Genomic DNA, 25,428 nt, shown 5'->3' on the forward strand with positions numbered 1-25,428 from the left:
CGGGCGCAGCTGGACCCGCCGTCGTCGCCGGGTCCCCCGGAAGGGGCGCGCGCCGGTCACCCGGACGCGGGGCGGGCCCGTCCGCGGCGGACCGCGTCGAGCACGGCGATGAGCCCCAGCGGCACCACCGACCAGAGGCCGAGCACCCACAGCGCACGGGCCACCCCGTCGCCGGCGAAGTACGTGGTGCCGCGCAGCGCCCGCACCGCGACCCCCGGGGGGAGGACCTCCGCCAGCGGGTGCAGCCACGGCGGCAGGTACTCGGCGGGGAGGTTGCCGGTGCTGGTGGCGTTGCCCAGGATCACCAGCCCCAGCGAGGTGACGAAGGTGCCGGCCGACCCGATGGTGCGCAGCACCAGCGCCGCCGTCGCGGCCACCGACAGCGCGAGCAGCCCGACCAGCAGGGCCACCGTGCCGAAGGAGGCCGGGACGGCGGCGTAGAGGACGGCGGCGGCCCAGCTGACCAGCAGCGCGGACACGACCGCGAACAGCCCGATGCTCACCAGCCGCCAGCGCAACGGCAGCTTCGGCGCCGCGGAGTAGGACTGGATGCCGAACAGGAAGCCGCCGAGCACCACCCCGAAGGCGCCGTAGAAGATGCCCAGGCCGCGGGTGTCACCGGGTGCCAGCGGCCGCAGGTCCTCGGCCTGCAGCTGCCCGCCGGCCTGCTGGGCGAGCGGGGCGAACGCCTGGGTCACCGTCATCGTCACGCCCTGGCCGTTGGCGCCGGCGGAGAGCAGCCGCGCGGGCGGACCGGGCAGGAAGGCGGCGTACACGTCCCGGTGCAGGACGGCGGAGCGGGCGGCGGCCTCGTCGGTCAGCCGGGTGACGGCGAACTCGCCCGGGGCGGCCCGGTCGAGCGCGGTGCGCACCTGCTCGACCTGCGCGGTGCTGCCGACGACGCCGACCGGCAGGTCGTGCGGCACCGGCGCGTGGAAGGCGTCGAGGAACACCACCACGAACGCCAGCCCGATCACCGTGGCCACCAGCGCCGGGACCAGGACCCCGCGGGCCAGCGCGGCGACGGGGGAGCCCGCCGAGCGTTCGGTCTCGACGCCGGCCTCCGCCGGGCCGGGTGGGGGCGTGAAACCGCCGGGCACGCAGGGTCTCCTCGTCTCAGGGTGTCGGGCGGGGGCGAGCGGGGGGTGTCAGGTGGGCGGGGCGCCGGCCAGCGCCCGGCCCAGCGCGTCGCCGGACCGCCACGCGCTCTCCACCTTCGACGGCGCGCACCAGCCGTCGCCGCACCGGCCGACGCCGTCGGCCAGCGCGAAGGGGGCCTCCCGGGGGGCGGCGGGCTTGGCGAAGCTCCACCGGTGCGCGTGGCTCCACCCGGGGTCGGCGTCGATGCCCAGCAGCGCGCGGACCGCCGCGGTCACGGCCGGGACGGCGCTGTCGGGGTCGGCCAGGTGCTCGGCGGCGAACGCCGGGGTGGTGTGCGCGACCAGCACCGGGGCGGCGTCACCGCGCCGGTCACCGTCGTCGGCCACCCACTCCAGCACCGGGGAGTCGTGCACGAAGACGCCGTGCAGGTCGGCGGGCCAGCGCCGGTCCGGCCAGCCCAGCGCGACGGCCAGCGAGGGCTGCCAGCCGGCGTCCGGGACGTCGTCGGACGCCAGCAGCCGGGCCGCCTGCGGATCGGGCATGGCCAGCGCGACCGCGGCCACCGCCTCGCCGTCGACCTGCGGGCCGGGGGTCACCGAGGTGACCGCGCGCCCCAGCTCGACGTCCAGCCCGGTGGCGAGGTCGACGACCAGGCTGCGCAGCCCGCCGGGGGTGCCGTAGCGGACCGGGCCGGACGTCGTCCGCTCGATGCCGCCCGGGCCCGCCACCGTGAACGTGTCGGTCCACGGCCGGGCCAGGCCGCGCCGGACCCAGTCCTCGACGACCGGCGCGAACGGTGAGCCCTCGCCCGCGGTCAGGTAGGAGGCGCCGAGGTCGACCGGCCGACCGTGCAGCGTCCGGCCGCCCATCCGCCCGCCGAGCCGGCGCCCGCGGTCGACCAGCCGCACCGACACGCCCCGGTCGGCCAGGGCCCGGGCGCAGGCCACCCCGGAGATCCCGCCACCGACCACGACCGTGCTGCGCGCGCTGTCCACGCCGCCGATCCTGCGGGGCACGACGTGATCGCGCGCGGCGAGCCCCGGTCCGGCCGGGGATTAGGAGAGGTGATCGTCCTTGCTCCTGGCTCACTTCATCTCGTGAGCTGGGAGCAACAGAGTTGAGCCCGGACGGTCGCCAGCACGCCGCGGCTGCACCGCGCCCGAGACGGCGCGGACGGTGCGTGGCCCCGTCGGACGTGTTTGGAGCAGCTCACGGAGCCGGTCGGGCCAGGGGCCCCGGAGGTCAGCCGGGACGACGCGGAGCACCCGGACGTCGAGATCCCGGATCGCGTCCTCCCGCCGTTTCTCGTCCCAGAGCACCTGGGCGGCCGTGCGACCACCGAACGGGTCCTCGTACTTGACCCGGCCGTCGAACTCGACGGCGACCGCGGCGTCCTCGTACCAGGCGTCCACCCGCCCGACGAAGCCGCGCGGCCCGTGCAGGTCCATCTGCAGCTCCGGCAGCGGCAGGCCGCTGCCCAGGATGCGCAGTCGCCCCAGGGTCTCCAGGGGTGACTCCGCGCGGCCGTTCGCCAGCCCGGCTGCCCGAGCCGCCGCGGCGATCCCGTTCCAGTGGGTCTGCCGGAGGACCGCCTCCCGCAGGTTGTCGTGGGTCAGGAGCTCGTCGTGCAGCGCTGCGTCCATCGCCACCACGGCGTCCTACAGAGACCACGCCCGGGCGCAGTCGACCAGGGTGCGGGCCGGTCCCGTCCACCGGACGGCCCCGTTCGACAGGACGTCGTCCGCCGGCAGCCCGGCGCGCATGACGGTGTACCCGCGGCCCTGGCGCCACTGCACCTCGTCGGTCAACGAGACAGCTGCCTCGACGGCGGCCGAGGGCACCAGCAGACCGGACAGCCTGGCGGCCGATGCGCGGCTCAGCGCTGGGCGTCCGCCCAGGCAGAGCAGCACGGCGACGCAGTCGAGGAGGTGCCGGTGGTCGGGGCCACGGGCGATGGCGTCGCGCAGGACGGCCCGTTCGACGTAGACGCCCTGCCGCAGGCGGTCCCACTCGCCACGGCGCAGCGCCGACTGCACGTCGACGGGGACCAGACCGGCACGACGGACGTCGGCCGCGGTGAAGACCCCGCGGTGGCGGTCGGCGGCTTCGCGGAGCAGAGGGTGCACGAGTCGACCCTGCTGGATGCGATGCCGCGTGTCGGCGGCCCGTGAGCGATCTGTGGACAGCAACGGTGTCCTGGCTCAGCTCCGTTGCTCCTGGCTCAGGACTTGCGGTGAGCCAGGAGCGATGATGGTCAGCTCTCCTGATCCCGGGCCGTGGTCGGCGGGGGAGGGGCGGGGATGATCGTCGGTGTGCCCGCGCCCGAGCTGATCACCGACCCGACCGACGAGCGGGTGGCCGACTTCCGCGACCTGGTGGCCGGCGACCGCCGGCCGGGCACCGAACGGGGCACCGGGCCGGTCATCGTCGAGGGGGTCCCCGCGGTGCAGCGGCTGCTGGCCTCGCCGTACCCGGTGCGCAGCGTGATCGGGATCCCCGGCCGGGTCGCCGCCCTGGAGCTGCCGGCCGAGGTCACCGCGTACGAGGCGGACAAGTGGGTGCTCTCGGACCTGATCGGCTTCCGGCTGACCCGCGGGGTGCTCGCCTCGGCCGACCGGCTGCCGCCGCCGGACCTGGACGCGCTCATCGCCGGCCCGGACCCGGCGGCACCGCGGCGGCTCGCGGTGCTCGAGGGGCTCAACGACCACGAGAACATCGGGTCGATCGCCCGGTCCGCGGTCGCGCTCGGCATCGACGGGCTGCTGCTGGACCCGCACTGCGCCGACCCGCTCTACCGGCGGTGCGTGCGGGTCTCGATGGGGCACGTGCTGACGCTGCCGATCGCGGTGCTCGGCGACTGGCCCGGCGGGCTGGACCGGCTGCACGAGGCCGGGTACTGCACCGTCGCCCTCACCCCGGCCGACGACGCGGTCGACGTCGGCGACGTCGACCCCCGGGCCCACCCCCGCACCGCGGTGCTGCTCGGCGCCGAGGGGCCCGGGCTCACCCGCGAGGCGCAGCAGGCCGCCCGGGTGCGCGCCCGGATCCCGATGCGCAGCGGCGTCGACTCGCTCGGGGTCGCCGCAGCCGCGGCGGTCGCCTTCGCCACGCTGCGCTAGCGGAAGGACCCCCTGCCCCCCCACCGCTCGCAGGCTCGCGGCGGGACCCTGCAGGGGGCCGTCAGCCGCGGAGGGAGAGCTTGGCCAGCTCGGCGCGGGCCTGCTCGGCGACCTGCGGGGCGCATAGCACGTCGTAGCGACCGGCGACGATCTGGCTGGTGCTGGTGAAGTCGCGCTTGCCCTGGGACGCCGCGTAACCGACCGCACCGAACACGGCACCGAACACCAGACCGATCAGCAGGCCGCTGAGGACCGAGCCGATCCAGTCACCGCCGTCGGTGGCGAAGATGCCCAGCAGCAGGCCCACGAAGAGCCCGAACCAGGCGCCGCTGGCCGCGCCGGCGCCGATCGCCCGGCCCCAGCTCAGCCGGCCGGTGACCCGCTCGACCTGGCGCAGGTCGCTGCCGATGATCGTCACGTTCTCGACCGGGAACTTCTGGTCGGACAGGTGGTCCACCGCCCGCTGTGCCTGCTGGTAGTTCTCGTAGGACCCCACCTGCACGCCGCCGAGCGGCATGGACACCGATGCTGACACGTCCGTCTCCCGTCCCGTACCGGTCTGCCGGTGGCCGGAGGACCCGACCGCCGGACGCGTCCACCTGGACGACCGACCGGTGCACTACCCGAAACGATCTTCGCGGACACCCTGTTCCCCGTCGGCGGCGCCGCGACCGGCGGGCAGTCACGGTCCAGGACCGGGCGCCGAGGGTCCTGCCCTACACCAGGCTGTCGGCCCAGGCGCGGTGCAGGTCGGCGAACCGGCCGGTCCCGGCGACCAGCTCGGCGGGGGAGCCGTCCTCGACGACCCGGCCGGCCTCCATCACCAGCACCCGGTCGGCGATCTCCACCGTGGACAGCCGGTGGGCGATGATCAGCGCCGTCCGGTCGGCGAGCAGCGTCTGCAGCGCCCGCTGGACGAGGACCTCCGAGGGCACGTCGAGGGAGCTGGTGGCCTCGTCCAGCACCAGCACCGCCGGGTCGGCGAGGAAGGCGCGGGCGAAGCTGACCAGCTGCCGCTGACCGGCCGACAGCCGGCCGCCGCGCTTGCGGACGTCGGTGTCGTAGCCGTCGGGCAGCGCCCGGATGAAGCGGTCGGCACCGATCGCCCGGGCCGCCTGCTCGACCTCCGCCCGGGTGGCGTCGGGCTTGCCGAAGGTGATGTTGTCGGCGATCGACCCGGAGAACAGGAAGCTCTCCTGGGTCACCATCACCACCGCCCGGCGCAGGTCGGCGTCGGCGAGCCGGTCCAGCGGCACCCCGTCGAGCCGCACCTGACCGGCCAGCGGGTCGTAGAACCGGGCCGCCAGCCGGGCCAGCGTCGACTTGCCCGCCCCGGTCGCGCCGACCAGGGCGACCGTCTGCCCGGCGGGGACGGTGAGGTCGAGCTGCGGCAGCACCGTCGCGCTGCCGTAGCCGAACCGCACGCCGTCGAACACGACCTCGCCGGCGACCGGGTGCGGCAGCGGCGTCGGATCGGCCGGCTCGGCGACGCCGGGGCGCTCCTCCAGCACCCCGGACAGCTTCTCCAGCGCGGCGGCGGCCGACTGGTAGCTGCTGTAGAACATCGCGATGTCCTGCAGCGGGTCGAAGAACCGGCGCAGGTACAGCAGGAAGGAGACGAGCACGCCGACCGCCAGGTCGCCGTCCATCACCCGCAGCGCGCCGTAGCCGAGGACGGCGACGGTGACCAGGTTGCCGATCATCGTCACCGCCGGCACGAACACCGCGATCAGCCAGAACGCCCGGTGGTTGGCCCGCCGGTTGTCCTCGTTGAGCCGAGCGTGCAGCTCGTCGTTGCGGGGCTCGCGGCGGAACCCCTGCACCGCCCGGATGCCCCCCATCGTCTCGGTGAACTGGACGATGAGCGCGGCGATGGTCTGCCGGGTGCGGCGGTAGGCGACGGTCGAGTGGCGCTGGAACCAGCGGCCCACCAGGTACAGCAGCGGGAAGCCGAGCAGCGCGACCAGGCCCAGCGGCAGGTCCAGCACCAGCAGCACGACGCCGATGGTGAGCACGCTGAACAGCGCGGTCAGCAGCCCGTCGAGCCCCTCGTCCAGCAGCTCGGCGAGGGCCTCCACGTCGCTGGTCAGCCGGCTGATGGTCTTGCCGGAGGTGTACCGCTCGTGGAACGCCAGCGGCAGCCGCTGGACGTGGGAGAACACCCGCCGGCGCAGCGCCAGCAGCACCGCCTGACCCACCCGGCCGGAACCCACGAGGAACACGTACCGGAGGACGGCGTCCGCCGCGGCGGCACCGACCATCGCCGCGGTCACCCAGACCAGCGGCCAGGGGTCCGCCGGCTCGGCCAGCAGCGCCGGGACGGCGTGGTCGATGCCGATCCCGACGAGCAGCGGACCGGCCAGCCAGGCGAGGTTCTGGACGGTGATCGTGGCCAGCAGCAGCCACAGCGCCCGGCGGTGCGGGCGCAGCAGGTCGCCCAGCAACCGGCGGGACCGGCCGCGCAGGAACGAGCTCGCCGAGGCGGTGAGCTCGTCGTCGTCCTCGGTGGCGACGCCGCGCCACCCGGCCGGGTCGTCGGGCTCGGTCACCGGGACCCGGCCTCGGTGAGCGCGCCGGCCAGCTGCGACTCCGAGGACAGCAGCGCCCGGTAGGCCGGCACCTGGGCGAGCAGGTCGGTGTGCCGGCCCACCGCGGTGACCCGGCCGTCCTGCAGCAGCGCGACCCGGTCGGCGAGCAGCACGGTGGAGGCGCGGTGGGCGACGACCAGCGCGGTGGTCTGCGCCAGCACGTCGCGCAGCGCCCGCTCGACCAGCGCCTCGGTGTGCACGTCGAGCGCCGACAGCGGGTCGTCGAGCACCAGCACCGACGGCCGGCCGAGCACCGCGCGGGCCAGCGCCAGCCGCTGCCGCTGGCCGCCGGACAGCGACAGCCCCTGCTCGCCGATCCGGGTGTCCAGGCCCCAGGGCAGCTCGTGCACGAAGTCGGCCTGCGCCACCCGCAGCGCCTCGGCCACCTGGTCGTCGTCGGCGCCCGGGCGGCCCAGCGTCACGTTCTCCCGGACGCTCATGGAGAACAGCGTCGCGTCCTCGAACGCCGTGGCCACCACGGTGCGCAGCTGGTGCAGCGGCAGGTCGCGGACGTCGTGGCCGTCGAGGGTGACCCGGCCGCCGGTGACGTCGAACAGCCGGGCGACCAGGGCGGTCATCGTGGTCTTGCCCGACCCGGTGGCCCCGACCACGGCCACCGTCTCCCCGGCGGCGATGTCGAGGTCGACGTCGGTGAGCACCGGTTCCCCGGCTCCGGGGAACCGGAACGCCACGTGCTCGAACCGCAGCCGGGCCGGCGTGCCCACCGGCAGCGGGACGACGCCGGGGCGGTCGGTGACGGTCATCGGGGCGTCCAGCAGCTCGCGGATCCGGTCGCAGGCGCTCGCCGTCTCCTGGGCCTGGGCGAGCAGGAAGCCCAGGCTCAGGATGGGCCAGAGCAGCACGGTGAACAGCGCGACGAACCCGACCAGCCCGCCGACGGTCAGCGCGCCGCCGGCCACGGCCAGCGAGCCGCCGACCAGGATGACCGCCAGGGTGATCTGCGGGTGGAACTCGAACAGGCACCAGATCAGCGCCAGCGTGCGGACCTTGGCCAGCTCGAGGTCGCGCAGCCGCAGCGCGGTGCGGTCGTAGCGGTCGAACACCAGCCGGCTGCGGCCCAGCGACTTGACCACCCGGATGCCCTGCACCGCCTCCTCGACGTCGGTGGCCAGCTCGCCCTGCTCGTCCTGCACCCGCCGGGACTCGGTGTTGTACCGCGCCTCCCAGCGCAGCCCGAACACGACCAGCGGGATGCTGGTCGCCAGCACCGCGAGGCCCAGCGGCCAGCAGGTCACCAGCAGCAGCACGCTGACCACGACGCAGGTGATCAGGTTGACGACGAGGAACACCGCGCCGAAGCCGACGAACCGCCGGATCGTGGAGACGTCGGAGGTGGCCCGGCTCAGCAGCTGGCCCGACGACCAGCCCTCGTGGAAGGCGATCGGGAGGCGCTGCAGCCGCTGGTACAGCGCGTCGCGCAGGTCGCGCTCCAGCTGCAGGCTGCTGATGCCCATGGCCCAGCGGCGCAGGAAGAACAGCGCCGCCTCGGCGATCCCGAAGCCGAGCGCCAGCGCGAGCAGCGGGACCAGCCCGGCCCGGTCGCCGGCGGCGATCGGCCCGTCGACGACCGCGCGGGTGACCAGCGGGATGACCAGCTGGGTGAGCGTGGCCAGCAGGGCGCCGGTGAAGGTCAGCGCGATCACGCCGCGGTAGGGCCGGGCGAAGGGGAGCAGCATGGCGAGCGAGGAGAGCCGCCCCCGGTCGTCGGCGGGCGCGGGGATCTCGGTCATGGCCCCGCCAGGCTAGGCCGGGAGTCGGACGGCTCCGAACGCTTTACGGCCGGGTGGTCTCGGCGTCAACGGTGCCGGCGGACGCCGAAGACGATGTCCTCCCACGCCGGGATCCGGGCGCGGGGGTCGTCGGTCTCGCCGTCGGCCAGCGAGCCGAGGACGACGGTGTCCTGGGTGTCGGTGTCGTCGTACGGGCTGAGCGCGGGGTGCCCGCCGTGCGCCGACCGGGCCTCGCCGTACGGGCCGTCGTCGCCGGAGAGGAGCACGTCGACCGGGTTGCCGTCGACCGGGACGACGTTGCGCACCCGGTCGTCGAGGTGGTCGTCGAGGGAGTCGTCGTGGCCGGGCTCGTCGTCGGTCGCCACCGCGGTGCCCCGGCGCGAGATCGGCGCGGCCGGCAGGCCGACCGGGACGTCGGGGACGACCCGGACCAGCCGGGTGCCCTCGGCGAAGTCCATGGTCGTGGCGTCGACCGGGGTCACCGTCTTGGCCGGGATGTCGTAGCTCCAGCGGGTGGTGCCGGACTTGTGGCCGGCTCGCCAGGCGGCGCGGACCTGCCAGGTGCCGTCCTCGGACCGGTGCGCGTCCCACCGGACGGCGTCCAGGTCCGCGCCGAGCAGCCGCAGCCGCTCGGACATGAACTGCTCCAGCGGCACGCTGGGCGTGCCCTCCGACAACCGGACCCGGGCGTCGCGGGCCTGCTCGGCCACCCGGGTGCGCTCCTGCAGCACGGGGTAGGCGAACCGCATGATCCGCTCGACCCGGGTGCCCGAGGCGTGCGCGACCTGCTCGGGGCTCTCCCCGGCGCGGATGCGCGCCTGGATCACCCGGGGCGGCAGGTCGTTGGCCGGCTGGGCGGGGGCGGGCTGCGGTGCCGGTTCCGGCGCGGGCGACGGGGTCGGCCGGTCGGCGAGGAGGGACCTCAGGTGCTCGTCGACCGCCAGCTCGAGGTGCTCGACGTCGTCGGACGGGTCGGGCCCCTCCGCGGCGAGCACGAGGTGCGTGCCGTCCTCGGAGAGCGCCACGAGGCGCAAGGAGCGCATGGGGCGACCTCCAGCAGGGAACCGGTGCTCGTCCGGGGGAGCGGACCAGCTGCAACGCTATCCGCGCCTCCGGGCACGTGTACGGCCGACACGCCCGGCCCGGCGCGTCGGCTCGACAACAGCGCTCGGGACGCTCTCGACCGTCGGTCACCGCCCGGTCGCAGGCTGCTGCGGCAACCGCCAGGATGGTCCCTCCGGCGCCGCCGACCGGCGCCAGGTCACGTGCTCGAAACAGTCCGGGGGCATGGTGGACCGATCGTCCGTCACGACCACCGGCACAGGGAGGGGCACGCATGTGCGGCATCTCGGGTGAGGTCCGGTTCGACGGCGGGACCGCCGACATGGCGGCGGTCAGCGCCATGTGCGACCAGCTGCAGCGCCGGGGGCCCGACGGCTCCGGCGGCTGGCAGTCCGGGCCGGTGGCGCTCGGCCACCGCCGGCTGAAGATCATCGACCTGACCGACGCCGGCGCCCAGCCGATGGTCGATCCCGAGCTCGGTCTCACCATGGTCTTCAACGGGATCGTCTACAACTACAAGGAGCTGCGCGCCGAGCTGCAGCAGGCCGGCTACCGCTTCTTCTCCACCTCCGACACCGAGGTGGTGCTCAAGGCCTACCACCGCTGGGGCGCGGCGTGCGTCGAGCGCTTCCTCGGGATGTTCGCGTTCGTGGTGGTCGAGCGGGAGACCGGCCGGGTCGTCATGGCCCGCGACCGGCTGGGCATCAAGCCGCTCTACCTCAGCCGCGGCCCCGGCCGGGTGCGCTTCGCCTCCTCGCTGCCGGCGCTGGTGCGGGCCGGTGGCGTGGACACCGCCATCGACCCGGTCGCGCTGCACCACTACATGTCCTTCCACGCCGTGGTGCCCGCGCCCCGGACGATCCTGGCCGGGGTCCGCAAGCTGCCGCCGGCCACGGTGCGCACGTACGAGCCCGACGGGCGCGAGCAGGACTGGGAGTACTGGCGTCCGGTGCACGAGCGGCGGGCCGACCTCGCCGACCTGCACCCGGTCGAGTGGCAGGAGCGGGTGCTGGAGCAGCTCCGCGTCGCGGTGCGCCGGCGGATGGTCTCCGACGTCCCGGTCGGGGTGCTGCTCTCCGGCGGCCTGGACTCCAGCCTCATCGTCGGCCTGCTCGCCGAGGAGGGGCAGCACGGCCTGGCCACCTTCTCCATCGGCTTCGAGGCGGTGGGCGAGCGGTCCGGTGACGAGTTCGCCTACTCCGACGTCATCGCCGAGACGTTCGCGACCGACCACCACCGGCTGATGGTGCCCAGCGCCGACGTGCACGCGGGGCTCGACGGCGCGATCGGCGCGATGAGCGAGCCGCAGACCAGCCACGACGCCGTCGCGTTCTACCTGCTCTCCCAGCAGGTGAGCCAGCACGTGAAGGTGGTGCAGAGCGGGCAGGGCGCCGACGAGGTCATGGCCGGGTACGACTGGTACCCGCCGCTGGACGGCGTCCCGGTCGCCGACGCCGTCGACGCCTACGCGCGCGTCTTCGTCGACCGCTCGCACAGCGAGATGGCCAGGGTGCTGTCCGAGCGGTGGATGACCGGCGAGGACGTGTCCCGCGCCTTCGTCGCCGAGCACTTCGCCCGCCCGGGCGCGGACACGACGCTGGACCGGGCGCTCCGGCTGGACTCGACGATCATGCTGGTCGACGACCCGGTCAAACGGGTGGACAACATGACGATGGCCTGGGGCCTGGAGGCCCGCGTGCCGTTCCTGGACCACGAGTTCGTGGAGCTGGCCGCCGCCGTCCCGCCGGAGCTGAAGCTGCTGCACGGTGGCAAGGGGGTGCTCAAGGACGCCGCCCGGAAGGTCATCCCGGCCGACGTGATCGACCGGCCGAAGGGGTACTTCCCGGTACCCGCCATCATCGACCTGCAGGGGGAGTACCTGGAGACGGTGCGCGCGGCGCTGCACGCACCGGAGGCCCGCGACCGCGGCCTGTTCCGCACCGGGTACGTCGACCGGCTGCTGGCCGAACCGAACAGCCACCGCACCACGCTGGGGTCCAACCAGCTCTGGCAGGTCGGCCTGCTGGAGCTCTGGCTCCAGCGGCACGGCATCCGCTGACGCTCCCGGGGTCCGCCACGGGCCCTGCCCTGCCGATGCCGGGGAGGACGACGACGTCCACCCGGCAGGTCCCGTTCTGCCCCGTCCCGACGAGGAGGTGACATGACCGACGCGTTGCGCACCGCCGGGCTGTCCACCCAGGCCCGCCTCGCCATCGCCGAGGTCGCCGGTGCCTCCGGCGCCTGGTGCCCCACGCTCGCGCCCACCGGCGACCGGGTCGCCTACGTGAGCGACCGGTCCGGGCTGCCGCGCCTGGAGGTCACCACCCTGGACCAGCAGACGCCGCCGGCCGTGCTGTCCGGCGCGGACGAGGAGGTCGTCTCGGTCGCCTGGTCGCCGGACGGCGAGTGGCTGGCCTACCTGGTGAGCCCGGGTGGGTCGATCTGCGCCCAGCTGTGGGCCGTGCGCCCCGACGGCACCGAGCGGCACCTGGTCGCGGGGGAGGACCCGCGGTCGACCGTGTTCGCCGGGGGCTGGACCGCCGCGAGCGGCCACTACGTCTGCTCGATCGCCCCCGGTGACGGCCCGGACGCCGACGTCGTCCTGGTCGACGTGGTCAGCGGCGCCCGCCGCACCCTGGCCGGCGGCGGGTTCCTCTCGGTCACCGCGGTCGCCGCCGACGAGCGCACCGTCCTCGCCCGCCGCGGACCGCGCGGGCACCGGCACGTCGTGCTGGTCGACGTGGCCTCCGGCGTCCAGCGCCGGGTGATCCCGCTCGGCGACCCCGGTGGCCGGGCGTCGGAGGACGGCCGGTTCGCCCCCGACGGCCGCGCGGTCTACCTGCGGGCCGGGCTGCCGGGGCTGGCCGGTGTCCCGCGCAGCGACCGGACGGCGCTGGTCCGCGTCCCGCTGGACGAGGACCGGGTGCCCGGCCGCGGAGAGGTGCTGGTGTCCCGCCCGGACGCCGACCTGGACGCCTACGCCGTCCGCGCCGACGGCACCGTCGTCTGCGTCTGGAACGCCGACGGGTGCACCGAGCTCGACGTCCGCGACCTGGCCGACGGCACCGTGCGGCACACGGTCGCGCTGCCCGAGCCGGTGATGCCCGGGTGGTCGCTGTCGCCGGACGGCCGCACGCTGCTCGCCGAGCTCACCGGACCGCTGTCCCCGCGGTCGCTGTGGCGGGTGGCCCTCGACGGCGCGGAGGCGCCGGTGCCGCTGCCCTCGACCCCGCGGCGGCCCGACGCGCACCTGCTGGTCGCCCCGGAGCACCTGCGGTACGCCGCGGCCGACGGCACCGAGCTCGACGGCTGGCTCTACACGCCGCCGGGGGTGCACGGGCCCAACCGCACGGTGGTCAGCTTCCACGGCGGGCCGGAGGGCCAGGAGCGGCCGGTCTTCTCCCCGGTCGCGCAGGCGCTGGTCGCCGCCGGGCTGACCGTGTTCGCGCCGAACGTGCGCGGCTCGGGCGGGCACGGCGCGGCGTTCATGGCCGCCGACGACCTGGCCGCCCGGGAGGCCTCCTTCGACGACGTGGTCGCCACCGTGCAGCACCTGGTCGCCGCGGGCGTCGCGCTGCCCGGTCAGGTCGGCGCGCACGGCTGGTCCTACGGCGGCTACCTGACGCTGGTGGCGCTGACCCGCTGGCCCGACCTGTTCGCCGCGGGCGCCACGCTCGCCGGGATGAGCGACCTGCGGACCTTCTTCGCCGGCACCGAGCCGTGGATGGCGGCCGCGTCGGTGACCGAGTACGGCGACCCGGTGACCGACCGGGAGATGCTGGCCACGCTGTCGCCGATGACCGCGCTCGACCGGCTGACCGCCCCGGTGCTGCTCGCCCACGGCGACCGGGACACCAACGTCCCGGTGCTCGAGTCCGTCCAGGCGCACCAGCAGCTCACCGCGCTGGGCGCACCGGCCGAGCTGCTGCTGCTCCGCGGCGAGGGACACACGATCGTGGGACGGGAGAACCTCGTGCACCTGTCCGAGCGCGTGACCGAGTGGTTCGATCGATGGCTGTGACCACGCGATGACCAGCAGCCCCGGCGTCTTCGCCCGCTACCCCGCCTCGGTCGGCGACGAGGCCGTGACCGCGGACGGCGCGGTGCGGCCGGGTTACGAGCCGGTGGCCCGGGTCCTCGACCAGCTCGGCGGGGTCGGTCTGGCCGCCGTGGTCGGCGCGGTCGCCCAGGAGCGGCGGATGCGCGGCGTTGTCTTCGGCAGCTACGTCGACGGCCGGCTGCAGGAGCGCCCGTTCCCGCTCTGCCCGGTGCCGCGGGTGCTGTCCGCGGCCGACTGGGCGCACCTGTCCGCCGGGGTCGAGCAGCGCACCCGCGCGCTGAACGCCTTCCTGGCCGACGTCTACCGCCCGACCGGCCGGCGGCGCACCGACGAGGAGAAGCAGCCGGAGGTGGTGCGGGCGGGCGTCGTCCCGGAGTGGCTGGTCTCGGCCAGCCCCGGCCACCGGCCGGACGCCGTCGGCGCAGCCGTCCCCGGGCAGCAGCGGATCACCGTCGCCGGGATGGACCTGCTGCTGGGGCCGGACGGCTGGGTGGTGCTCGAGGACAACCTGCGGGTGCCCTCGGGCATCGGCTACGCGCTCACCAACCGGGACAGCGGCTGCGCCGCGCTGCCGCAGCTCTACGCCGGGGCCGAGGCGGCGGGCCTGGTCGACCCGGCCGAGTCGGTGGCGATGCTGCGCGCCGCGCTGGCCGACGCCGCCCCCGCCGGGTGCACCGGCGTGCCGCGGCTGGGCCTGCTCACCGACGGCCCGCACAACTCCGCCTGGTTCGAGCACCGGCTGCTCGCCGAGGCGATGGGCATCCCGATCGTCACCCCCGACGTCCTCTGGCCGACGACGTCCGGCGGGGTGGCGGTGCAGCGGGACGGCGAGCGCCAGCCGGTCGACGTCCTGTACCGGCGCTTCGACGAGGCCGACCTGTCCGCCCACCTCACCCCCAGCGGCGCGTCGGTCGGTGCGCTGCTGGCCGGTGCGGTGCGCGCGGGGCAGCTGGCGGTGGCCAACGCGCCGGGCAACGGCGTCGCCGACGACAAGGCCACCTACCGGTACGTCGACGCGATGATCCGCTTCTACCTGGCCGAGGAGCCGGTGCTGGCCTGCGTGCCGACCTGGCTGCTGGCCGACGCCGCCGACCTCGCCGAGGTGCGCGACCGGCTGCACGAGCTCGTGGTCAAGCCGGTCGACGGGTACGGCGGGCAGGGCGTCGTCTTCGGCCCGCTGTGCTCGGCCGCGGAGCTCGCCGAGCTGCAGGCGCAGGTGCTCGCCGCCCCGCACCGGTTCGTCGCCCAGCAGCCGGTCGACTTCTCCACGGTGCCGACCGTCGTCGACGGCCTGGTCGTGCCGCGGCACGCCGACCTGCGGGTGTTCGCCGTCGCCGGCAGCAGCACCCGGGCGCTGCCCGCCGCGCTGACCCGGGTCGCGCTCACCGAGGGCTCGCTGCTGGTCAACTCCAGCCAGGGCGGCGGCAGCAAGGACACCTGGGTCCTGCCCCCTGCTTAGTGGAGTGCGAGGGGCGCGTTTTCCGCGCCGTGGCACTCCGTTCAGAGGGGTTGGAGGCGGCGCCAGGCGGTCCAGGCGCTGGTGACCATGTCGTGCAGGTCGTACCGCGCCCGGAAGCCGAGCTCGCGCTCGATCCGGCCGACCGCGGCCACCACGCTCGCCGGGTCACCGGGCCGGCGGCCGACCACCTCGGGCGTGGTGTCCGCGCCGGTCACCTCGCCGACCACCCGGAGGACGTCGAGCACGCTGGCGCCCTGCCCGCGGCCCACGTTGTAGGTGCCCCCCGGCGAGCCGGCCGTCAGCGCGCGCACCGCGGCGAGGTGGGCCTCGGCGACGTCCGCGACGTGCACGTAGTCCCGGACACCCGTGCCGTCGGGGGTGCCGTGGTCGTCGCCGAACACGAGCGGTGCCGAGCCGGCGTCCAGCGCGGCGAAGACCAGCGGCACCAGGTTGGCCGCACCGGAGTCGCCCAGCCGGGGCGTCGCCGCGCCGGCGACGTTGAAGTAGCGCAGCGAGGTGGCGGCCAGCCCCCAGGCGGCGGCGCAGTCGCGGAGCAGCCACTCACCGACCAGCTTGGTCTGCCCGTAGGGCGACAGCGGCCGGCACGGCGCGTCCTCGGCCACCGGGTCGGCGTCCGGGGTGCCGTAGACGGCGGCGCTGCTGGAGAACACGAACCGGGCGACCCCCTTGGCCCGGCAGCTCTCCAGCAGCGCGACCAGCCCCTCGACGTTCTCCGCGTAGTAGGTCAGCGGGTCGGCGACCGACTCGGCCACCTGCTTCTTGCCGGCCACGTGCACCACGCCCTGCACCGCGTGCTCGCGCAGCACCCGGCGGACCAGCCCGCGGTCCCGGACCGAGCCGACCACCAGCGGCACGCCGGGCAGCTCCGCCAGCCGGCCGGCGTCGCCGGTGGAGAGGTCGTCGAGCACCACCACCTGCTCACCGGCCGCGGTCATGGCGTGCACGACGTGGGCGCCGATGTAGCCGGCACCGCCGGTCACCAGCCAGCTCATGCCCGCACCGCCAGCACGTCCCGCGCCGCCGACCCGGCGAGCAGCACCTCGGGCAGGTCGGCCAGCGCCGCGCGCATGCCCGCCTCGCCGCCGAACTGGAAGCCGAGCTGGGTGGTGTAGCAGGCGCAGGCGTCGGCGCGCCGGTCCAGCAGCTGCGGGAGCTCGACGGTGGACAGCCCGCCGGGCAGGGCCTCGCCCGGGACGGCGTCGGGCCGGCGGAGCACGTAGGGGCTGTCCCGCCACCACAGCACCGGCAGGTCCAGCGACGCGACCGCCCGCAGCACCTGCAGGTGGTCGACGTGCGCGCCCAGCCCCTGCGGGGCCAGCCACAGGTCCGCGGTCTGCCCGGCGAGCAGGTCGGCCACCTCGCGCCAGACGTCGTCGCCCGGGTGCACGCCGGCGAACAGGTCGGGGGCGCTGGTGTAGCCCCGGTGCGGCGCCTCGGGCAGGTCGAGGTCGACCGGGGTGGCGCCGAGCACCGCCATCGCGGCCGCGTTCTCCGCGCGGCGCAGCGCCAGGTAGTCGACGTCGGCGGGCAGCCCCTTGTCCAGCTGGCAGGCCAGCGCGAAGCCGGTGGGGTCGGGCACGCTGCGGGTGAAGCAGGTGACCACGGTGACCTCGTGCCCGGCGTCGGCCAGCGCCGCCAGGGTCGCCCCGGCGGAGAAGGCCGCGTCGTCCAGGTGCGGGCTGACCGCGAGCACCCGCATCAGAGCAGGTGCGCTGCGGCCCGGAACCGGCAGCTCGGGTCGACGGTCGTGGGCGGCGTCCAGCCCAGGTCCGGCAGGGTGCCGGCGAGCCGGGTGCAGACCCCGTCGATCGCGCCGGCCAGCACCGGCCAGGAGTAGAGCCGGCGGACCTCCTCCAGGGCGGTCGTGGCCAGCCGCTGCCGCAGCTCGGCGTCGGACAGCAGCCGGTCGAGCTCCTTGCGCAACCCCGCCACGTCGCCGGGTTCGTGCAGCAGCCCGTTCTCCTCGTGCCGCAGGCAGTCGACGACGCCGACGCTGACGGTGCTGACCGTGGGCAGGCCGCTGGCCATCGCCTCCAGCAGCGTGTTGCTGAACCCCTCGCTGTAGGTCGGGCTGACGAACACGTCGGCCGAGCGGTACACCGCGGGTGCCTCGTCCGGGGGCACGTAGCCGAGGAAGGTGGTCCGGTCGTCGGCCCGGGCGCGCGCCTCCTCCAGGTCCGGGCCGATGCCCGACACCACCAGCCGGACGCCGTCGGGCAGCGCCTCGAGCAGGTCGAGCACCCCCTTGCGGCGGTCGACCCGGCCGTGGAACAGCAGCACCGGCGGGTCGGCCAGGCTGCCCAGCGGCCGGTCGGCCGGCGTGAACCGGCGGGTGTCGGTGGCGCCGGGGACGATCGTGAAGCGCGCCGGGTCGGTGCCCAGGTTGCCGACCACCTCGTCGCGGAAGCTGGCGCTGCCGATCAGCACCGCGCCGGCGTGGTCCAGCACCGCCCGCATCGCCTCGGCGTGGGTGCGGCAGCAGGTGCCCACCCAGTGCCCGTCGCCGCCCTGGATGCTGACCAGGTTCGGCACGCCCGTGCGCCGCGAGGCCTCCAGCACCGCCAGCCCCGGCGGGTAGCCGTACTGGGCGTGCAGCACGTCGAAGGGCCGCTGGTCGTGCAGGGCGACGACGGTGCGGACGAGCTCCTCGATGTCGCCCTCCCAGTCGGCGGGGACGACGGTCTCGCCGCGGCTGGGCAGCGCGTGCACCTCGACCCCGGCGGGCACCCGGTCGGCCGGCGGCGGGCCGCCCCCGTAGACCCGGGTGCCGGCCTCGTCGTCCCGGTACTGGCTGACCAGCGTCACGTCGTGCCCGAGCGCGACCAGCTCGCGCAGCAGGTTCTCCGCGTAGACGCTCATGCCGCTCACCGCCGGCCAGTAGCGCCGGCTGACGAAGCAGATCCTCATCCCTCGGCCTCCCTCAGCAGCTCGATCGAGCGGGGCACCAGCTGGTGCGCCCGGTGGCCGTCGCGGGAGAGCTCCAGGCTGACCAGCCGGTCGTAGCCCACCGCGCGCAGCGCGGCCAGCACCGCCGGCAGGTCGACGTCGCCCTCGTCGAGCGGCAGGTGGTCGTGCACGCCGCGGCGCATGCCCTCGACGGCGACCGCCCCCAGCTGCGGGCCGAAGGCGGTCACCGCCTGCTCGGGGGTGTACCGGCCGCTGACCACGCAGTGCCCGGTGTCCAGCGCGAGGGTCAGGCCGGGCACGTCCGCAGCGAGGGCGGCCCAGTCGTCGGCGTCCTCGACGAGCATCCCCGGCTCCGGTTCGACGGCCAGCGCGTAGCCGCGCCCGCCGTGGCTGTCGACGAGCGCCCGGACGCCGTCGACCAGCCAGCCGCGGGCGGCCGCCCGGTCGACGCCGGGCTGCGGCACGCCGGCCCAGAAGCTCACCGCCTCGGCCTGCAGCACCTCGGCGAGCTCGCAGGCCAGCCGCAGGTAGGCCAGCCGGCGGGCGCGGCCCTCGGGGGTCGGGTTGACCAGCGTGGGCTCGTGCTTGACCCGCGGGTCGAGCAGGAACCGGGCGCCGGTCTCGACCACCACGCCCAGCCCCAGGTCGTCGCAGCGGCGGCGGACCCGCTGGGCCTGCGCGCGGGCGTCGACGGCGAACGGGTCGAGGTGGTGCACGTCGAGGGTGAGGGCCACCCCGGCGTACCCGGTGTCGGCCAGGAACGACAGCGCGTCGTCGAGCCGGTGCGAGGTGAGCCCGTTGGTGTTGTAGGCGTACCGCAGGCTCACGAGCTCACCGCCAGCGCGGCGACGTGCCGGCCGGGCTCCCGGTACAGCGCGTACAGCTCGCCGACCGCCCGCTCGGCGCCGGCCCGGTCGAACCAGGCCGGCCCACCCAGGCGCTCCTCCGCCTCGGCGGTCAGGTGCACCCGGGCCCAGCCGCCGGGGTCCGGCGCCGACGGCGGCGAGCCCGGCCCCGGGGCCGTCGCCGCGGTCGAGCAGCCGGCGCACGCCGCGCTCACCGATCCGGCCGTAGGACATCGTCTCGGCCTCCAGGCCGGGCACCAGCACCTTCGCCGCCACGGCCTCGCCCCGGGAGGGCTGCAGGTCGACCAGCACGTCGTACCCCTCGGCGGTGAGGGTGCCGACCACGTCGTCGTCCCCGCCGCTGGGCAGGTCGGACAGCGCCACGCTGCTCCGCCGGGACAGCACCGAGCCGCGCAGCAGGTCGGTCAGCCGGTCGGTGCCCAGCCGGGTCCACCCGAGCATCGCCTGCAGCGCCCGGTCCTCCTCGACCATCCGCTCCGGCGGGTGCCCGCGCAGCCACTGGTCCAGGTAGCCCGGCGGGGTGGCGGCGGCGACGGCGTCCAGCGGGCCGTGCATGAACGCCTTGCGGCTGCGCGCGGCGGCGAACTCGTGCAGCGCCTTGCGCACCGCGGCGTCCCGGTCGGGGTCGGCCGCCTCGCCGCAGGCGGTGACCATCATCGGGGCGGGCTCCGAGCCGTCCCGCGAGCAGCCGACGGCGTAGACGTCGACGATGCCGTGCTCGGTGCTCGCCAGCTTGACCAGCACGTCGATGCCGGCGGCGTCGAGCCGGTCGAGCAGGGCCAGCGCATCGGGGTCGTGCAGACCGGCCAGGTCGACCACCACGCCCTGGTCCAGCGCGCGGAAAGTGGTGGCGTTCCCGTCGCGCTGCAGCAGCTCGAGCAGCGCGTGCCGGACCGCCCGGTCGGCGTCGAACGCCGCGCCCTGGCCGTTGGTGATCACCGTGGTGAGCCAGCCGCCGGGCGGTGGGTCCCCGGGCAGCTCCTCGGGCGCGGAGACGACGAGCTCGGCCGGCACCAGCACGGTCTCGCCGTCCCGGGTGCGGGTCATCGGCAGCCACTGGAGCTCGCGGTCGTCGTCGTAGGTGCTGCCGGCCTCCAGGCACAGCGTGCGCGGGTCGGCCACCCGGTCCCGGCCCTCGGTGCGGGCCAGCTCCCGGTACGAGCCGTGCACCCGGTCGAGCCCGGCGTGCGCGCGGATGGACAGCGCCATCTCGGCCATCTCGCCGAGCGCGCCGGTGCGGGCCTCCTCCCGGGTCGCGCCGTAGCCCAGCCCGCTGCCGCCCGGGTGCTCCGGCGTCGAGGAGAGGAACGCGCTGTGCAGCGGCACGTCGAGGACGTCCAGGCCCTCGATGGCGAACTCCTCGACGCCGGCCGGGAAGGAGTCCAGGTACCGCTGGGAGGTGGTGGTCACAGCTCGGTCAGCGCGATCGGTGCGGCGTCCGGACGCCCGGCCAGCAGCCGCTGCACCAGGTGGACGACGTGGTCGGTGGTCACGCCCGGCACCAGCTCGAACGGCGTGGCCACGGCGCCGAAGTCCAGCTCGGCGACCACCGCCAGGTACTCCCGCAGCTCGCCGTGCGAGAGCGGGATCTGCGCGTGGAACGCCTTGTGCGCGCTCAGCCCGACGGGGTTGCCCTCGCCGTCCAGGTCGACCTTGAGCGAGTCGCCGCAGAAGAGCACCCCGCGCCGGCTGTCGTGCAGCACCGAGTGCCCGGGGAAGTGCCCGCCGGTGCGGTGCAGCGTCAGGTCGGGGGCCAGCTCGAGCACGTCGTCGGCGGGCCAGGTGACCCGGAAGGCCTTGGTCCACTCCAGGTCGCGCACCCCGACGCACACCGTCGCGGGCTCCAGCTCCAGCTGCAGCTGCCACAGCGCGCCGTAGCCGTGCACGTGGCTGGAGGCGAGCACGTCGAACCCGCCCTTCTCGGCGGCCATCCGGCGCAGCTCGGCGAGCATCTCGGCGGTGTACCAGGGCGCGCACTCGAAGCCGACCAGCCCGGCGTCGGTCTCGATGACCCAGCCGCGGCTGTCCAGCCCGAAGCGGGGTCCGGTGCCGAACTCGGTGATGCCGGCCACGGCGGTGGGCCGCCAGAAGCCGGTGACCAGCTCGTCGGCCTGCTTGGGGGTGACGAACTCGAAGCCGTGCTCGGGCAGCGCGTTGCGCACGTCGGCGCAGACCGGGCAGACCTGCGGGCCGGGGGCCGGCCAGCGCTGCCAGTGCCCGCAGTTGGTGCAGGCGAAGGCGGGCAGGTCGGGCAGCAGGCCGCGGTAGGGGTTGGTGTCGGGGTTCGTCACGAGCGGGCTCCGGTGCGGTCGGTGGCGGCGTCGAGCGCCTGCACGAGCAGGCGGTGCAGGGCGAGGTCGCGGTCGGGCGGGTACGGCCAGGGCGCCGCGCCGGTGACCGCGGCGCCGAACCCGGCGAACTGGGCGGTGAACGGGTCGGTGCCGGCGAACGGGACGTCGACCGGCTCGGGGCGGAACAGCGTGAGCGACCCGCCGGCGGTCTGGCCCATCGTGTCCACGGCGACGGCCATGCCCCGGGTGCCGACCACCTCGAGCCGGCGGCGGGGGAGGGCGTCGGGGCAGTTGTAGGACACGTGCAGGTCGACCAGCACGCCCCCGGCGGTGCGGCCGGCCAGCAGCGCGCCGTCGTCCACCGGGTAGTCCTGCACCCGGTTCTGCAGCAGCGCGGAGAGCTCGACGACGTCCTCGCCGAGCAGCACACCGGCCAGGTCCAGGCCGTGCGGGGCCAGGTCGATCGCGGCGCCCCCGCCGGCCCGCGACCGGTCGACCCGCCAGTTGTCATGCGGGCCGCCGTCCGGTGACCAGTCGGCCGGCAGCCAGCAGCAGTAGGCGATCCGGACGGCGGTGACCGTGCCCAGCTCGGGCACCAGCTCGCGCAGCCGGACGTGCGCGGGGTGCCAGCGCTGGTCGAAGGCGGTGCCCAGCAGCACACCGGCGCGGGCGGCCGCGGCGACGGCGGCCTCGGCGTCGGCGACGTCGGCGGCCAGCGGCTTCTCGCACAGCACCGCGACCCCCGCCGCGGCGGCCGCCTCGACGACCTGCCGGTGGGCGGAGTTGGGCACCGCGACGTAGACCGCGTCCAGGCCTGGGGTGGCCAGGAACGCGGCCAGGTCGGTGCTGCGGGGCGCCTCGACCGGCATCCGGGCCATCGCGGCGGGGTCGCGGTCGTGCAGCGCCACCAGCCGGGCGCCGGGGACCTGCAGCAGGCCGGGCAGCGCGTGGTCGCGGGCCACCCAGCCGCAGCCGGCGACCCCCCACCCGACGCCGCTCACCACTGCTCCGGCAGGTCGACCAGCAGCCGCCGGCGGGCCGCGTCGGCCGGCAGCGGGTCTGGCCAGCGGGCCGGCAGGTGGCCCGACCGCGGGCCGTACTCGGCGGCGTACCGCTCGCTGGGCCAGCGGAGCGCGCCGTCGGCGTAGAGCGGGTTGGGGCGCAGCGGCCCGAGCGGCTCGCCCAGGTCGACCGGGGCCGGGCTGCGCAGGTCACCGGCCACCAGGGCGATCGCCTCGCTGCCGGCCAGCTCCGCGGCCGGCGCGGGGCGGGGCGCGCGGCGCTCCAGCAGCGAGCGGGTCAGCTCCTCGTCGTCGTAGAGCAGCGTGGCGCCCAGCAGCCGGGCGTACTCGTCGGGGGGCAGCGGCGCGCCGTGCGGGTCGGCGACGTGCGCGTGCCCGACGACGACCGTGCCGCCGGGCCCGGCCAGCCGGGCCATCGCGGCAGCGGCCGCGGCCTTGTCCCGGAAGAAGTAGAAGGCGTCGGTGCAGGTGACGAACGCCGGCCGGCCCACCTGCAGGTCCGGTGCGGTCGTCACGTCGGCGCACACGTACCGGGCGGTCGGGCACACGAAGCGCCGGGCCAGCCAGAGCTTGGCCCAGACGACGTCCAGACCGACCAGGTCGGCGACGCCGCGGCGGGCGAGCTCGCGCAGCTGCGTGCCGATGCCGCAGGCGACGTCGACCACCGGCCGGTCCCCGGGCCAGTGCTGGCCGAGCAGCGCCAGCCCGGCCAGGTGGGTGGGGTCGGACCAGCGGTGGGCGAAGTAGTCACCGACCCGGCCCATGCCGAGCAGCTGCATGGCCTCGCGCAGGCTGCCCGCCGCGGGGACCCGCGCCAGCTGCTCGGCGGGGGGAGCGGGCTCGGTCCACCAGTCGTCGGCGTCGGCGAGCAGCGCCACCCGGGCCCGGTCGACCTGGCCATCGGCGAGCAGGGCGGCGACCCGGGCCTGCAGCTCCTCCCGCCCGGTGCGGGCGAAGGGGATCCCGTCGACGACCGGCACCCCGGTCGCGGTGACACCGGTGACGCTCACAGCCCCGCCGCCGCCAGCACGTCCAGGTGGAACGACTGCACCGGCCCGGCGTGCACCAGCTCCAGGTCGTCCAGCGCCTGCGCGGCGGTGAAGGCAGCGGCGCGCGCGTGGTGGTGCACCTGCAGCACCCGGTCGAGGACGTCGGCGGCGTGGAAGGCCTGCGACTCCGGTGCCACGGCGTCGGCCCGCAGCGCCAGCACCTGCCGCAGCCGGTCCGCCAGCTCGGCGGGCAGGCCGGCGAGCTCCCGCTCCTCGAGCGTGCCGAGCACCCGGTCCAGCGCGCCGCCCAGCAGCACCTCGCCGGCGAACCCGGCGTCGGGCAGCACGACGTTGTGCAGGTGGTGCGCCATCCCGACCAGGAACGGCGGCACCGGGTCGGCGCCCAGCGCGGGGGCGAGCAGGCAGCCGTAGACGGCCACGGTGAGGCAGTGGTCGCCGTGGCTCTCCGGCGGCTCGACGATGACCCGCGGCTTGCCCGGGCTGGTGGCCCCGGCCCGCGGCTGCGCGTTCAGCGCCACCGCCAGCGACGGCGGGGGACCGGCCGGCCGCACCGCGGGCAGCGCCGCCCGCAGCCGGTCGGCCAGCTCCGCGTCGAGGGGCCCGGCGACCTCGTCGAAGGCGCGCCGCAGCACCGCCTGCGCCTCGTCGTCGGACAGCCCGGCCGCCGTCAGCACCGGGGCGTCGATCCCGGCCAGCCGGGCCCGGGCCACCGCCGCCGCGGTCTCCGACAGCGCCACCGCCTCGGCGTCCTCGCCCTCGAGCAGCCGGGCCCAGGCGCGGCCGAACGCCTGCTCGGCCAGCGAGCCGGGTGCCGCGGCCGTGCGGACGCGCTTGGCGTCACCGATCTCGGCGAGCAGGGGTCGCAGCGCCCCGAGGGGGGAGAGGTCGGTCGTCGTCGTCACCGGGGGCCGGGGACGACGACGCTCCCGCCGGCCAGCCAGTCCATCAGCTCGGACTCCTGGCGGTGCAGCGCGTGCTCGGGGGTGCTGCCGTCGGCGGTGATCGGGGCCTTGAAGAACCAGCCGAGGTGCCGCTGCACGCCACCCTCCCCGCGCTGCTGGGCGAGGTCGACCAGCCGGACGATCTCGACGGCCAGCGGGGCGGCCAGGATCGAGTCCCGGCACTGGAAGTCGACCTTGATCTGCATGCGCTGGCCGAGGAAGCCGACCAGGTCGATGGCGTCCCAGGCCTCCTTCTGGTCACCGCGGGGGCGGTAGTAGTCGATCCGGACGACGTGGTCCTCGACGGGGTAGCCGAGGATCGAGTCGAGCACCTTGGCCTTGGTCTGCAGCTTGCTCTCCAGCGACGCCGGGTCGTCGAGCGCGAGCCCGTCCCGGTTGCCGAGGATGTTGGTGGAGTACCAGCCCTCGACGGTGAGCGCGCGGCTGCGGAAGGCCGGGGCCAGCACCGTCTTCATCATCGTCTGGCCGGTCTTGCCGTCCTTGCCCGCGATCGGTACGCCGCGCTGCTCGGCCAGCTGCACCAGCGCCGGGACGTCGGCCGAGAGGGAGGGGGTGAAGTTGGCGTAGCCGACGCCCTCGGTGATCGCGGCGTACGCGTAGACCATCGACGGGGTGATCGCCCGGTCGTCGGCGTCCAGGCCGGCCTCGAACGCCTCGGGCGTCTGCAGGCAGGCCGCCGCCGGGTCGGGCCAGCGCTCGGTCGAGGCCAGGTTGAGCAGCACCAGCCCGTCGAGCTGCTGCTCCTCGCGGAAGCGGCGCAGGTCGGCGCGGACGGCGTCGACCTGGGCGCGGCGGCCCTCGGCGAGCACCACGTTGCCGCCGGTGACGTTGCGGCAGAAGTCGGCGTCGCCGGCGGCGGGCCAGGGCGTGATGGTCGACAGCAGCGGCTCGGCCTGCTGCAGCTGGCGGAGGTCGAGCACGCCGTGCTGCTCGGCGGCCTTGTACAGGTCCGAACCGTCCAGGTCCCAACCGCCGACGACCAGCTCGTCGTAGCCGACGAGGCCGGTGGCCTCCTCCAGGGACGCGCCGCCGACGGTCAGCCCGGCGAGGGGGAGACCGTCGGCGCCGACGGCGCCCAGCCGCAGCAGCTCCAGCCCGGCGACCGCGGTGGTCGCCACGGCACCCCCGAGCCCGACGATGGCCGTTCCGACCCGACGTGGTGAGTGCGACACAGGTGCTCCTCGAACTCCGTGCCCGGGGCTTGCCACC

21 protein-coding genes are annotated in these 25,428 nt (G+C 75.7%); 4 read left to right on the forward strand and 17 right to left on the reverse strand.

Annotated features, from left to right (window positions below):
- Positions 1-56: 56 nt before the first annotated feature.
- The 4 genes from MODMU_RS04125 to MODMU_RS28070 all read right to left on the reverse strand — a co-directional run bounded on the left by MODMU_RS04125 (position 57) and on the right by MODMU_RS28070 (position 3,227).
- Positions 57-1,100, reverse strand: coding sequence for a hypothetical protein (locus MODMU_RS04125; RefSeq protein WP_014738915.1), 1,044 nt, complete (start codon positions 1,098-1,100; stop codon positions 57-59).
- A gap of 48 nt (positions 1,101-1,148) precedes the next feature.
- Positions 1,149-2,096 carry an NAD(P)/FAD-dependent oxidoreductase gene (locus MODMU_RS04130; protein WP_014738916.1) on the reverse strand — a complete coding sequence of 316 codons (948 nt, stop codon included), beginning with the start codon at positions 2,094-2,096 and terminating at the stop codon, positions 1,149-1,151.
- Between the two features lie 90 nt (positions 2,097-2,186).
- Positions 2,187-2,750, reverse strand: a complete 564-nt coding sequence (locus MODMU_RS28065) for a hypothetical protein (protein ID WP_166503394.1) — start codon at positions 2,748-2,750, stop codon at positions 2,187-2,189.
- Between the two features lie 9 nt (positions 2,751-2,759).
- Positions 2,760-3,227: a type IV toxin-antitoxin system AbiEi family antitoxin domain-containing protein gene (locus MODMU_RS28070; RefSeq protein WP_014738918.1), complete on the reverse strand. Its 468-nt coding sequence runs from the start codon at positions 3,225-3,227 to the stop codon at positions 2,760-2,762.
- A 174-nt stretch (positions 3,228-3,401) separates the two neighbouring features.
- Between MODMU_RS28070 and MODMU_RS04140 the strand changes: the two genes are divergently transcribed.
- Positions 3,402-4,220, forward strand: coding sequence for a TrmH family RNA methyltransferase (locus MODMU_RS04140; protein ID WP_014738919.1), 819 nt, complete (start codon positions 3,402-3,404; stop codon positions 4,218-4,220).
- Between the two features lie 61 nt (positions 4,221-4,281).
- Here the strand turns inward: MODMU_RS04140 and MODMU_RS04145 are convergent, their stop codons facing one another.
- The 4 genes from MODMU_RS04145 to sepH all read right to left on the reverse strand — a co-directional run bounded on the left by MODMU_RS04145 (position 4,282) and on the right by sepH (position 9,602).
- Complete coding sequence (locus MODMU_RS04145) at positions 4,282-4,755, reverse strand: YflT domain-containing protein (RefSeq protein ID WP_193375760.1); 474 nt, start codon at positions 4,753-4,755, stop codon at positions 4,282-4,284.
- A gap of 181 nt (positions 4,756-4,936) precedes the next feature.
- The gene (locus tag MODMU_RS04150; protein WP_014738921.1) at positions 4,937-6,769 is read right to left on the reverse strand and encodes an ABC transporter ATP-binding protein; all 1,833 of its coding nucleotides are present in this window, start codon (positions 6,767-6,769) and stop codon (positions 4,937-4,939) included.
- Positions 6,766-8,559, reverse strand: coding sequence for an ABC transporter ATP-binding protein (locus tag MODMU_RS04155; RefSeq protein ID WP_014738922.1), 1,794 nt, complete (start codon positions 8,557-8,559; stop codon positions 6,766-6,768). The genes MODMU_RS04150 and MODMU_RS04155 overlap by 4 nt, the downstream gene beginning before the upstream one ends.
- A 65-nt stretch (positions 8,560-8,624) precedes the next feature.
- Positions 8,625-9,602 (reverse strand): septation protein SepH, encoded by a 978-nt coding sequence (sepH, locus tag MODMU_RS04160; RefSeq protein ID WP_014738923.1) that lies wholly within the window; start codon positions 9,600-9,602, stop codon positions 8,625-8,627.
- 293 nt (positions 9,603-9,895) lie between these two features.
- Here sepH and MODMU_RS04165 point away from each other — a divergent pair, with 293 nt between their 5' ends.
- The 3 genes from MODMU_RS04165 to MODMU_RS04175 all read left to right on the forward strand — a co-directional run bounded on the left by MODMU_RS04165 (position 9,896) and on the right by MODMU_RS04175 (position 15,140).
- Complete coding sequence (locus tag MODMU_RS04165) at positions 9,896-11,680, forward strand: N-acetylglutaminylglutamine amidotransferase (RefSeq protein ID WP_014738924.1); 1,785 nt, start codon at positions 9,896-9,898, stop codon at positions 11,678-11,680.
- A 102-nt stretch (positions 11,681-11,782) separates the two neighbouring features.
- Positions 11,783-13,642: a S9 family peptidase gene (locus MODMU_RS04170; protein WP_014738925.1), complete on the forward strand. Its 1,860-nt coding sequence runs from the start codon at positions 11,783-11,785 to the stop codon at positions 13,640-13,642.
- Positions 13,643-13,649: 7 nt separating this feature from the next.
- Entirely contained in the window at positions 13,650-15,140 is a 1,491-nt protein-coding gene (locus MODMU_RS04175) for a circularly permuted type 2 ATP-grasp protein (protein WP_014738926.1), read from the forward strand.
- A 41-nt stretch (positions 15,141-15,181) separates the two neighbouring features.
- On the opposite strand, the gene galE is transcribed toward MODMU_RS04175, so the two are convergent.
- The 9 genes from galE to MODMU_RS04225 are packed head-to-tail and all read right to left on the reverse strand — an operon-like array spanning position 15,182 to position 25,337.
- Positions 15,182-16,153, reverse strand: coding sequence for a UDP-glucose 4-epimerase GalE (gene galE, locus MODMU_RS04180; protein WP_014738927.1), 972 nt, complete (start codon positions 16,151-16,153; stop codon positions 15,182-15,184).
- Positions 16,150-16,860 (reverse strand): PIG-L deacetylase family protein, encoded by a 711-nt coding sequence (locus MODMU_RS04185; RefSeq protein WP_014738928.1) that lies wholly within the window; start codon positions 16,858-16,860, stop codon positions 16,150-16,152. Before MODMU_RS04185 ends, galE begins: the two co-directional genes overlap by 4 nt.
- Positions 16,860-18,068, reverse strand: coding sequence for a glycosyltransferase family 4 protein (locus MODMU_RS04190; RefSeq protein WP_014738929.1), 1,209 nt, complete (start codon positions 18,066-18,068; stop codon positions 16,860-16,862). The genes MODMU_RS04185 and MODMU_RS04190 overlap by 1 nt, the downstream gene beginning before the upstream one ends.
- Positions 18,065-20,344: a YcaO-like family protein gene (locus MODMU_RS29020; RefSeq protein WP_014738930.1), complete on the reverse strand. Its 2,280-nt coding sequence runs from the start codon at positions 20,342-20,344 to the stop codon at positions 18,065-18,067. The genes MODMU_RS04190 and MODMU_RS29020 overlap by 4 nt, the downstream gene beginning before the upstream one ends.
- Positions 20,341-21,225 carry an MBL fold metallo-hydrolase gene (locus MODMU_RS04205; protein ID WP_014738931.1) on the reverse strand — a complete coding sequence of 295 codons (885 nt, stop codon included), beginning with the start codon at positions 21,223-21,225 and terminating at the stop codon, positions 20,341-20,343. Before MODMU_RS04205 ends, MODMU_RS29020 begins: the two co-directional genes overlap by 4 nt.
- Positions 21,222-22,226, reverse strand: coding sequence for a Gfo/Idh/MocA family protein (locus MODMU_RS04210; RefSeq protein WP_014738932.1), 1,005 nt, complete (start codon positions 22,224-22,226; stop codon positions 21,222-21,224). The genes MODMU_RS04205 and MODMU_RS04210 overlap by 4 nt, the downstream gene beginning before the upstream one ends.
- Entirely contained in the window at positions 22,223-23,257 is a 1,035-nt protein-coding gene (locus tag MODMU_RS04215; protein WP_014738933.1) for a class I SAM-dependent methyltransferase, read from the reverse strand. The genes MODMU_RS04210 and MODMU_RS04215 overlap by 4 nt, the downstream gene beginning before the upstream one ends.
- Entirely contained in the window at positions 23,254-24,159 is a 906-nt protein-coding gene (locus MODMU_RS04220) for a hypothetical protein (protein ID WP_014738934.1), read from the reverse strand. Before MODMU_RS04220 ends, MODMU_RS04215 begins: the two co-directional genes overlap by 4 nt.
- On the reverse strand, positions 24,156-25,337 hold the full coding sequence (locus MODMU_RS04225) for an inositol-3-phosphate synthase (protein ID WP_014738935.1): 1,182 nt from the start codon (positions 25,335-25,337) through the stop codon (positions 24,156-24,158). Before MODMU_RS04225 ends, MODMU_RS04220 begins: the two co-directional genes overlap by 4 nt.
- Positions 25,338-25,428 lie beyond the last annotated feature (91 nt).

The organism is Modestobacter italicus (genome assembly GCF_000306785.1).
Lineage (GTDB): Bacteria > Actinomycetota > Actinomycetes > Mycobacteriales > Geodermatophilaceae > Modestobacter > Modestobacter italicus.